The sequence below is a fragment of the Streptomyces sp. NPDC058240 genome (assembly GCF_042882135.1).
Classification (GTDB): domain Bacteria; phylum Actinomycetota; class Actinomycetes; order Streptomycetales; family Streptomycetaceae; genus Streptomyces.
Genome location: NZ_JBHVWT010000109.1, coordinates 1 through 6,433, shown reverse-complemented (window position 1 = coordinate 6,433; position 6,433 = coordinate 1). Strand labels below are relative to the sequence as shown.

Sequence of the window (6,433 nt, the reverse complement as noted above, 5' to 3'; positions counted from 1 at the left end):
CGACACAACCAGACAGTCTCATGCCCCACGGAGAACATCGAGCCCGGACCGAAGCCTCCTGCACGCTTGACGAAGAACATAGAGGCACCCCCCAGGACACCGCACGCACCACCGCTGTCCGCACACTGCTCGACACCATCGACTGGCCATGCACCGTCACACGCCGCTACTCCCCCCACAACCAGGGCTGCCGGGACGGCGTCGTCAACGCCGTCGACTGGTTCTTCACCCACACCCCCGCCGGCATCATCCTCGAAGACGACTGCCTGCCCCACCCCAGCTTCTTCCCCTACGCCGAAGAACTCCTCACCCTCTACGCCGACGACCCCTCCGTCATGCACATCAGCGCCACCAACCCACTGCCCTACCCCGGCCCGCCCTCCTACCACTTCTCCCAGTACAACCGCGTCTGGGGCTGGGCCACCTGGGCCCGGGCCTGGCAGCACAACGACCCCGCCATCCGCGGCTGGCCCAGGTGGAAAGCCGAGCGCGCACACCACCGCCACTTCCCCGACCCCGCCGAACGCCGCTTCTGGGAAGACCGCTGGGACAGCATCCACCAGGGCGAACACCGGGAGAACTGGAACCACCAGTGGGCCCTGGCCTGCCTCATGCACAGCGGAAAGGCGATCGTCCCCGCCGCCAACCTCGTCTCCAACCTCGGCTTCCGGCCCGATGCCACCCACACCACCAACACCGACGACAGCGAAGCCGACCTGCCCACGACCACCCTGCCCACCCCACTGACCCATCCCCCGACCTCCGACATCGACACCCCCCAGGACCGCCCGTACCGCCATCGCGTCCTGCTCCCCCAGCACACCCAACGCCCCGAGCGCACGGGGCACATGAACCAGCCGTAATAGCCGACTCCAACACAATCGACCCTCTGTACGACGGTCGCGCCGGGCGGCCACCAGAAGCGGTGCATTCCCACGCCAAACCGACCGGCCCCAGGCCGGCCCGCGCTACGCTCGTGCCCACCCCGACCACCAAGGAGCCCGTGCCCCGTGCCGTCGTTCTCCCGCCTCCCCCACGCCACGCAGCTCGACCTGCTCGAACAACGCACCCGAGCCGCGCTGAGCAAGTACTACGGACTCAACGGCGCGGCCGCAGCGATGGAGGTCCAGCAGTACGAGGACAACGCCGTCTGGCGTGTCACCCCGCCAGGCCGCTCCTCCTTCGTGGCCCGCCTGTCCGTCCGTGACGGCCGCCCCGCCCACCAACAGCGCTCCGAGATGCGGTGGCTGGAAAGCCTGACCGCCTCCCACACAGTCGCCGTCCCCGAGCCCGTCACCACCACCGGCGGCCAAAACGTGGCCCCCGTAGAGGTCCCCGGCCACGACGAGCCCTCCACCCTCGCCCTGCTGCACTGGCTCCCCGGCACAGCAGAACCCCCCTACCGCCAGCCCGGCGTGGCGCGGGAGATGGGCCGCGTGACCGCTCACCTGCACGAGCACGCCGCGACGGTCCCACTGGCGGAGTTCGACCGGCCGGTCTGGAACGCGGAGACAATCCTCCTCAAAGGGCACGCCCTCACCGATCCAACCGCCCAGGAACAGCTGAGCCCCGAAGGCGCCGCCGCTCTCCGTAAGGTCGCCGAGTTGATCACCCCCGCCCTACAGGAGGACGGCCAGAACGACCGCGGGCGAATCCATGGCGACCTGCACCGCGAGAACATGATCTTGCTGCCCGACGGCGGCATCGGCGTCATCGACTTCGACGACTGCGGCGCCGGCCACTACCTGCTCGACATCGCCACCGTGCTCTCGTCCGTCCACCGGATCGCGCAGAAGGAACTGGGCGCGTACGAGGAGTTCGCCCGCGCCTTCCTGGCCGGCTACGCCCAGGTACGCCCTCTACCCACCGACTGGGCCCGGCTCCTGGAGCCGTACCTGCTGCTGCGCGACGTGTTCGTCCTGAACTTTGTGACCGCAGCCGTGCTCGTCAACGAAGCCGTCGCGAACTCATGGGGACCACGCCGCATCGCCGGCATCGTGGCGAGCATGCAGGCATATGTGGAAGGGCGCCCCTACCCGGGCGCACTCACCTCCGAGCGGTCCTGAGCGCCTGAACGGAAAAGTCCCCTTGCCAGCTGCGAAATGGCGGTGCAGAACGGAAGAAACCGGCCAGATGCACCAGTATCGTGGCACCGTCGGTATTCCTCAGGCGGCAGCGGCGCCTGTGCGTAGTGCGAACTCCCGCAGCCCGGGCAGGCTGCCTGGCGCGTACAGGAGGTCTGCGGTGAGCGTGCGGAGTGCGGGGCGCCGGACTTCTTCGGGCGCGGTCCGTTCGATGGCTCGCAGTGCGCTGAAAGTGCGGCGCCCGTCGCCGAGCTGGTGCCACACGCGGGCGGTATCGGTGAGGTAACGCGCGACTCTCTCGGTGTTGGCCAGCTGTGCTGGTACGACACGCTGTGCGTAGGGAACGGCGTCGTCGGGCGTGCCGAGGACTGTCAGCTGCTGATCCGGTACATCGCGACCTCGGCGGGGCTGGCCGAGATGGTGAACAGGCCGGCTGGCTTCCCGTTCTGGGCTCCGGGAATGCGGTTGGCGGTTTCTTCTGCTTCCTGGAGCAGGTCGAGCGCGGTGTTTCGGCGGCCTCCGGAGGCTGCGGTGTAGGCGGCTGTCATGAGGAGGCAGACACGGGCGGCGAGCGTGTCCGTCTGCGGTTGTCCCTTTTCTGCGTTCAGTGAGGTTGCGGTCCTGGCGAGGAAGTCGACGGCGGCGGAGCTGCGTCCGGCGCGGCGCATGGTGATGGCCAGGACGCGTGCGGCGTCGCTGAGGGGGCGAGGGTCGCCGCTGGCCCGGGCGGCGGTGAGTGCGCGGTCAGCGGTTGCCCAGGCGGCCTCGGAGTGTTGCTTGACGGCGAGTTCGGTGGCCAGGACGTAGGAGCGGGCGACAGCTGCTGTGCGCGTTCCCGGGCACGGCCGGTGGCTGCGTCCCGGGTCGCTTCCGCAGTAGCGATGAGCGAGGGGAGGGCGCTTCCCAGTGCGTTGTAGCGGGCGCCAGAGAACAGCCGGCGGGCGGTTGTGAGTCCGGTGGCGAGATCGCTGAGGGTGGTCGGCCGTCCGGGCACCGGCTCGAACAGGGCCCGTTCCATGGCTGCGGCCGGGTTGGCGGCCACCGGTGCTGCGGCAGCGGCCCCGGAACCGCTGCCCGCGATCAGGCCGGCGCCGATTCCCAGCGCTCCAGCCATCATCCCTTCTCCGATGAGGAGCATCTGATGCTCAGTGTGTCCACGCCGTCGAGTACGCGAATACCGGTCGCGGCCGAGCGTCCAGGCCGCCAGGGCTCGCCGTCGGCGGACGACTCGATGCGCATCCCTCTGGCGGCCATGTCCGCCTCGTCCGCGACTCTCGAAGGAAGTTCATGGATTTTAGTTCCGTTCAGCTGCCGCCCGGGGAGAGCCCGCGCGACCACCTGGCCGAACCCCAGGCCCTCGCGCACGCCCGCGGCCATGTGATCCGTGCGCGATTCTGCGACACCATGGGCGGCACCCGGCCCGGCTGGGCGAAGGCTCAGCGCGCGATCGCCGGAGGCCGCGCGCACGGCATCATCTCCTCGTCCCGCGCCAGCGCTGTGATGACCTCCCGGCCCCCACATCGAGGGGGGCTCCGATCATCCTTCCGGCCCAGTCCGGCTGGTGAGTCACACCGCGGGCACACCGAATCAGCGAACGAACATCCAGCGAGCAGCCTTGCGGCTCTGGGGACATCAAGGAGGACGACATGACTCAACCGGAGGAGTCACGGGCCCGGACTGTCGTACCGCTCCTGTACCACCTTCTGGACGCTCCGGAGCTCAACTGCGCTTCACCGAACAAGTTCCGGGTCCTCTGGCCGATCATGGCCGAAGACGCCGCGAAAGCGTTACAAGAGCCGCGACTCGCCAGGGTCCGGCCCTCCCCGGCTACCTACAAACGGTGGCTGGCCGGCACCCACATCCCCCGCGGAGACCTGCGCACCATCCTCGAGGCCTATTTCGGCAAGAAGGTCGAGGCCCTCTACCAGCTCGTCCCCGCACGCGACATCGTCCGCCCCCGCCCGCTGGACCGAAGGACGCGCACCACGGTCCGAACCCTGGACTACACCTGGCCCACGTCCCGGCACGTCCCCGGCGAACCGGACGCTGGAATCTTCGGCACCTGGGAGCTCGCCGGCGGACGGCACTTCGGCGGCACCTCGATTGGTGTGCAGATCTCCGCAGACCTCCCCCACCTGGAGACGTTCGTCCGCTCTTCGCGCAGGGGCGTGATTCTGGCCTCTCCCGGTGCTGCCGGAGGGTCTGGCCTGTACGTGATGGACGCCGCGCTCGCCCGCCAGAACCTCGTGGTGGGCCAGGACCCGCGTGTACCGCTCGCCTACCAGTTGGACGACTTGGTCTACGCCATCATCTGGGCGCTACATGTCATGGACGACGGCCTGCTGGCGGACGACAACCCGCTCTTTGACCGTGCCGAGCAGCTTCGGCACTACGTCAGGATCAGCAACTCGGCGCCGCCGCGATCCGAGATGCCCGACCTGTCCCCCATCGGCGCCGCGTGGCTGGGCTCCAGTCTCTGCGCCCAGTACATAGTCCGCCATCTCGGTGACCTTCCAGAGGTGCCGACGTTCTGGACCCGCGAAGCCACCGGGGAGGAGTGCGCACCCTGGCTGCTCTTCAGGCACAAGCACGACTACTTGCAGAACGTCGCCGATCGCTTCGCGGGACCAGGGAGCGCGCTCGGTCGCGCGTTCTGCGTCCCCGAGTCCGTCGTCCGGTCAAGCGAGAGCTATGAGCGAATTCTCCTGTTCCTCACGATCGCCATGATGGAGATGTACGGGGTCAAGGTGTGGCTGACCGCGGAACAGGAGTACCAGGAGGTCGAGGGGTTCGTCCTGGCACGCGACCAGGCCATCCTGGCGAACTGGGTACGCGGGGAATCCGTCTGGCGGGTCGCTACCACCAGCGCGCGACGGGAGGTGGCTCCCTACCAGGAGGTGATCGGCCACGTACGGGCCCACAGTCTGGTCGACGGGCCGACCCCGGCGGCACGGCTGGCGGCCATGGCCGACTACCTCGACCTGGACTGGGCCTGGCTGACCGGCCGGTGCCGGGGCCTCGCCGAGGAGGGGATCACCAGCATGCTGCGTCCTCGCAGCCGCCTTCTCACGCTCAAGACACTCGACCAGACCCTGCGCTTCATCGGCAGGCTGGGCAGCCCCTCTGACGGCCGATAGGCTCAACTCGCCCAGCTCCACCCGCGATCCGAGGACTGCGCGTTGACGAAGCCAAGCTCCCCGCCTCCCACGGTGCTCGTGATCAGCCTCGGCGGCACCATCACGATGACCCCCACCACCGCGGAGGGCGCAGCGAAGCCCACGCTGAGCGCGGAGGCCCTGCTCGCGGCCGTGCCGCAACTGGCCGCCACCGGCATCGTCGTCAAGACGCAGTCGTTCACGACCAAGCCGGGCGCCTCCCTGACGCTCGACGAGATCGAGGACCTCGCCGGCCAGCTGCGGGCCATGGACGATCAGGGCACCTTCGACGGCTTCGTCGTGGCCCAGGGGACCGACACCCTGGAGGAGACGTCCTACCTGCTGAGCCTGCTGTACGCCGGCGAGACGCCTTTGATCGTCACGGGCGCGATGCGCGCCCCCTACCTGGCCGGGGCCGACGGGCCGGCGAACCTGCTCGCCTCTGTCACCGTCGCGGCGAGCCCCCAGGCCCGCGGCCTGGGCGTCCTGGTCGTCTTCAACGACCAGGTCTTCGACGCCGCGAGAGTCCGCAAGATCCACAGCACCAGCACGAACGCGTTCACCTCACCCGACACCGGCCCCCTGGGCACCGTAGCCGAAGGCCGCCTTCGACTCCTTGCCGTCCCCGCGCACAAGCTGCTCCCCCTTTCCGCAGCGATGACGCGCCCGGCCCGCGTCGCCGTGTACTCCGCGTCCCTCGGTGACGACGGCACGCTGCTGGCGCCGCTCCTCGAACAGGTCGACGGACTGGTCATCGCCGCCTTCGGAGTCGGTCACGTGCCGGCGACCTGGGTCCCCATCCTCCAGGACGCCGCCGAGCGGATCCCGGTCGTCCTCGCCTCCCGCACCGGCGGCGGCACGACCCTCACCCACACGTACGGATTCGACGGCTCGGAGAAGGACCTGCTGGACCGGGGTCTGATCGGGGCCGGGCACCTTGACCCGTACAAGGCCCGCCTGCTGCTGACGATCCTGCTGCGCAGCGGCGCCGACCGCGACTCGATCCTCGCCAGCTTCGCTCCCGCCGGGACGACCCCGGAGGGACGTGGCTGATGCGGCACGCAGAACTAGCGATGGGGCGCAGCTTTGCGCTGGCCTTCGACTCTGCTGCCCAATTCACTGCGGGGGTGAGGGCGGGTCCGCGATGATCGTTCGCGAGGTCGCTTTTCCGTCGTGCGGCCGTGGAGGCGGTAC

5 protein-coding genes are annotated in these 6,433 nt (G+C 69.3%); 4 read left to right on the top strand and 1 reads right to left on the bottom strand.

Annotation, left to right across the window (positions count from 1 at the left end):
• Together ACFVX4_RS41355 and ACFVX4_RS41350 are read left to right on the top strand one after the other, a co-directional pair.
• Positions 1-863: hypothetical protein (locus ACFVX4_RS41355; RefSeq protein ID WP_389988458.1), on the top strand; the 863-nt coding region annotated here is incomplete at its 5' end.
• Between the two features lie 147 nt (positions 864-1,010).
• A complete protein-coding gene (locus tag ACFVX4_RS41350) occupies positions 1,011-2,066 on the top strand; it encodes a phosphotransferase enzyme family protein (RefSeq protein ID WP_389988455.1) in 1,056 nt (351 codons plus the stop codon).
• 389 nt (positions 2,067-2,455) lie between these two features.
• Here ACFVX4_RS41350 and ACFVX4_RS41345 read toward each other — a convergent pair whose 3' ends face one another.
• Positions 2,456-2,752 (bottom strand): hypothetical protein, encoded by a 297-nt coding sequence (locus tag ACFVX4_RS41345; protein ID WP_389988453.1) that lies wholly within the window; start codon positions 2,750-2,752, stop codon positions 2,456-2,458.
• Between the two features lie 978 nt (positions 2,753-3,730).
• Here ACFVX4_RS41345 and ACFVX4_RS41340 point away from each other — a divergent pair.
• Together ACFVX4_RS41340 and ACFVX4_RS41335 are read left to right on the top strand one after the other, a co-directional pair.
• Positions 3,731-5,221, top strand: a complete 1,491-nt coding sequence (locus ACFVX4_RS41340; RefSeq protein WP_389988450.1) for a transcriptional regulator, XRE family protein — start codon at positions 3,731-3,733, stop codon at positions 5,219-5,221.
• A 42-nt stretch (positions 5,222-5,263) separates the two neighbouring features.
• Complete coding sequence (locus ACFVX4_RS41335) at positions 5,264-6,292, top strand: asparaginase (RefSeq protein ID WP_389988447.1); 1,029 nt, start codon at positions 5,264-5,266, stop codon at positions 6,290-6,292.
• Positions 6,293-6,433 lie beyond the last annotated feature (141 nt).

Excerpts from the sequence above, each read along its gene's own strand:
- ACFVX4_RS41340 (WP_389988450.1), top strand. The coding sequence starts at position 3,731 with ATGACTCAACCGGAGGAGTCACGGGCCCGGACTGTCGTACCGCTCCTG.
- ACFVX4_RS41345 (WP_389988453.1), bottom strand. The coding sequence starts at position 2,752 with ATGCGCCGCGCCGGACGCAGCTCCGCCGCCGTCGACTTCCTCGCCAGG.